Raw genomic sequence first — 2,921 nt, 5'->3', positions numbered from 1 at the left:
GATTCGGTGCGCCGGGGCCGTTGTGGCGAGGGCGGCCGCCAGTGGTGCGTGCTGTGGCCGGCGCGCCGATCTTGTTGGCGTGGCAAGGCGAATGGCGGCGCTGCAGGAAGTCCGGGTGACCGGTCGCGATGCCCACCGGGGGCGAGAACGGGCCGCCCGCCGATGGCTCCCGCGACGCCGGGCCGGGGAGTGGCCGCCGCGCTCAGCGGGTCAGCGCCGCCACGAGCCGTTGTACCGAACCGCCGAGGTTCCAGCGGGTGGCCAGTTCCGCGACGCGGCCCGGGTCTTTCGGTGCGGACGGCACCGCGTCCGGGCCGGAGATCGTCACCGGGGCATCGACGGCCACGTTCACCACCGTCGGCGCCACGCTCAGGTACTCCTCGGCGGCGATGATCTTGAGCCGCATCTTCAACGGCAGGTCCTTGCTGCCCGACTTGGCCGCCGCCAGCAGGGCTTCCACCGAACCGAACTGCGTGATCAGCTTCGCCGCCGTCTTCTCGCCGACGCCGGCGACCCCGGGCAGCCCGTCGGACGGGTCACCGCGCAGGGCCGCCATCGCCGCGTAGCCCGGGCCGGCGTCCGCTTCCGGCACGCCGTAGCGCGCCGCCACCTCCGCCGGGCCCAGCAGTTCGGCCTTCGCCCAGCCCTTGCCGACGTAGATCACCGACGCCGGCGTCGGCGAGGTGCGGACCAGCTGGAACAGGTCACGGTCCCCGGTGATCACCTCGACCGGATCGGTCCGCTCGCGGGCGGTGAGCGCACCGATGACGTCGTCCGCCTCGTATCCGGGGGCCTCGGCCGTGGCGAGACCGACCGCGTCGAGCAACTCCAGGATGATCGGCACCTGCGGGGTCAGCAGATCCGGCACTTCCTCCACATTCGCGGCCTCGTCCGCGACGCGATGCGCCTTGTAGCTCGGCAGCAGATCGACCCGGAACCGCGGCCGCCAGTCGGCGTCCAGGCACGCCACCAGCCGCGCGGGTTTCCTGTCGGTGAGGATGCGCGCGACGGTGTCGGCGAACCCGCGCACGGCATTGACCGCCGTCCCGTCCGGCGCGGTCATCGAGTCCGGCAGTGCGTAGAACGACCGGAAATACAGGCTCGCGGAGTCCAGCAGCGCTAACGTCACCCGGACAGCCTGCCAGAGTCAGGACATCCGGTAACTCGGGGCGAGACTTTTCCTCGTCCCCATCACGTGTTCGATCAAGGTGACCAGGACCTGCTTCGTCGACTCCCGCTCCCGCGCGTCGCACAACAGGACCGGGACGCCGTGGTCCAGTTCCAGCGCGTCGCGGACCTCTTCCGTGCCGTACCGGTAGGCGTTGTCGAAACAGTTCACGCCCACCACGAACGGAACCCCGCGCCGCTCGAAGAAGTCGACGGCGGGGAAACAGCTTTCCAGCCGCCGCGTGTCCGCCAGCACCACCGCGCCCAGGGCACCGACCGCGAGCTCGTCCCACATGAACCAGAACCGGTCCTGCCCCGGCGTGCCGAACAGGTACAGGATCAGCTCGGGGTTGATCGTGATGCGCCCGAAGTCCAGCGCGACCGTGGTGGTGGTCTTGCGCTCCACACCCGTCAGGTCGTCGACACCGGTGGACGCGGCCGTGATCGCCTCCTCGGTGTGCAGCGGGGGGACCTCGCTGACCGAACCGACCATCGTCGTCTTCCCGACGCCGAACCCGCCCGCGACGAGCAGTTTCAACGTCATCGCGTTCAGGTTGCGCCGGTACCGCGGCATCGCGCCGCCGGGGTTCGAGAGCTGTCCTCGAACGGGGGAGTCCACTGTCGTTGCCGCCCAATCAGAGTCTGCGGATGCCATCGAGCACTGCCTGGAGGATGCGTTCGTCGGGGGCCGCGGCCATCGGGGTCGCACTGCGGAAGATGACGTGGTTCTGCGCGATCAGGTCCGCCAGCAGCACCTTCACCACCGGCAACGGCAACTCCAGGTACGCGGCGACCTCGGCCACCGACAGCGGCTGCTGGCACAGGCGCACGACACGCGCGTACTCCTGCGGCAGCATCGCCGCTTCCAGGATCGTGGTCACCGCGACCACCAGGGTGAGCAGGTCGAGGCCGACGGCGTCGGTGCGGGTACGGCCACCTGTCACCGTGTAGGGCCGCGCCAGCGGGCCGGCGTCGGCATCGAACCAGGTCTCCTCCTCGGCGGTCATGGCACCGTGCACCCGCTACCGTCGAAGCGGCCCCGGCCGGTCATCCGTGCCCGCCGGCGTGCTCGACGCGTGGCGCCGCGCTGAGCACCGCGCCGACGCGCTTGACCATCATGTTCATCGCGTACGCCACCAGCCCCATGTCGGCCTCTTCGCTGGTGAGCAGCGCAAGGCAGGCCCCGTACCCGGCCGCGGTGACGAAGAGGAACGCGTGGTCCATCTCCACCACGGTCTGGCGCACCTGACCGCCGCCGAAGTGGCGGCCGGTGCCCTTGGCCAGGCTCTGGAACGCCGAGGCGACCGCCGACAGGTGCTCGCCGTCCTCCTCGGTGAGGTTGCTGGAGCGGCCGATGAGCAGCCCGTCGGCGGACAGCACCACGGCCCGGTCCGCGCCGGCGATCTGCTGCAACAGGTCGTCCAGCAACCAGTCCAGCTCGTTCATCCCCGGATTGGTCATCGTCTCTGCTCCCCAAAGAAATCGGTGGCGGCGGGGTCATGGCTGCGGGCACGGCGGGTTCCCTGCTGGAACGCGGCGAGCCGGTTCCGTGCTTGGTCCGGGTCCTCCTTGGGCTCCATCGAAATGTCCGCGACGGGTGTTTCGTCCGTCCGCAGCTGGGGCGCCAGGTTCTGCTGACGCCGCCGCCGGGGCAGCTGCGGCCGGTCCGGCGACAGCGAACCCGGCGGCCCCGGCGGCCCCGGCGGCTGCGGGGACCGGGTGTCCTGCGGTCTGGTTTCGGCGGGGGCCCGGGG

At 71.0% G+C, this 2,921-nt stretch carries 4 protein-coding genes and 1 pseudogene; all 5 read right to left on the bottom strand.

Annotated elements, in window-relative coordinates:
- Nucleotides 1-202: 202 nt before the first annotated feature.
- Nucleotides 203-1,129 (bottom strand): 5'-3' exonuclease, encoded by a 927-nt coding sequence (locus GKO32_RS37725; RefSeq protein ID WP_312869286.1) that lies wholly within the window; start codon nucleotides 1,127-1,129, stop codon nucleotides 203-205.
- An 18-nt stretch (nucleotides 1,130-1,147) separates the two neighbouring features.
- On the bottom strand, nucleotides 1,148-1,741 hold the full coding sequence (locus tag GKO32_RS37720) for a GTP-binding protein (protein WP_154761696.1): 594 nt from the start codon (nucleotides 1,739-1,741) through the stop codon (nucleotides 1,148-1,150).
- A 61-nt stretch (nucleotides 1,742-1,802) separates the two neighbouring features.
- The gene (locus GKO32_RS37715) at nucleotides 1,803-2,174 is read right to left on the bottom strand and encodes a DUF742 domain-containing protein (RefSeq protein ID WP_154761695.1); all 372 of its coding nucleotides are present in this window, start codon (nucleotides 2,172-2,174) and stop codon (nucleotides 1,803-1,805) included.
- 40 nt (nucleotides 2,175-2,214) lie between these two features.
- Complete coding sequence (locus GKO32_RS37710; RefSeq protein ID WP_154761694.1) at nucleotides 2,215-2,628, bottom strand: roadblock/LC7 domain-containing protein; 414 nt, start codon at nucleotides 2,626-2,628, stop codon at nucleotides 2,215-2,217.
- Nucleotides 2,625-2,921, bottom strand: a pseudogene (locus tag GKO32_RS37705) (histidine kinase); the annotation flags it as partial. The pseudogene GKO32_RS37705 and the gene GKO32_RS37710, both read right to left, overlap by 4 nt.

The organism is Amycolatopsis pithecellobii, from assembly GCF_009707865.1.
Classification (GTDB): Bacteria; Actinomycetota; Actinomycetes; order Mycobacteriales; family Pseudonocardiaceae; genus Amycolatopsis_E; species Amycolatopsis_E pithecellobii.
This window is presented reverse-complemented; position numbering and strand designations above follow the sequence as displayed.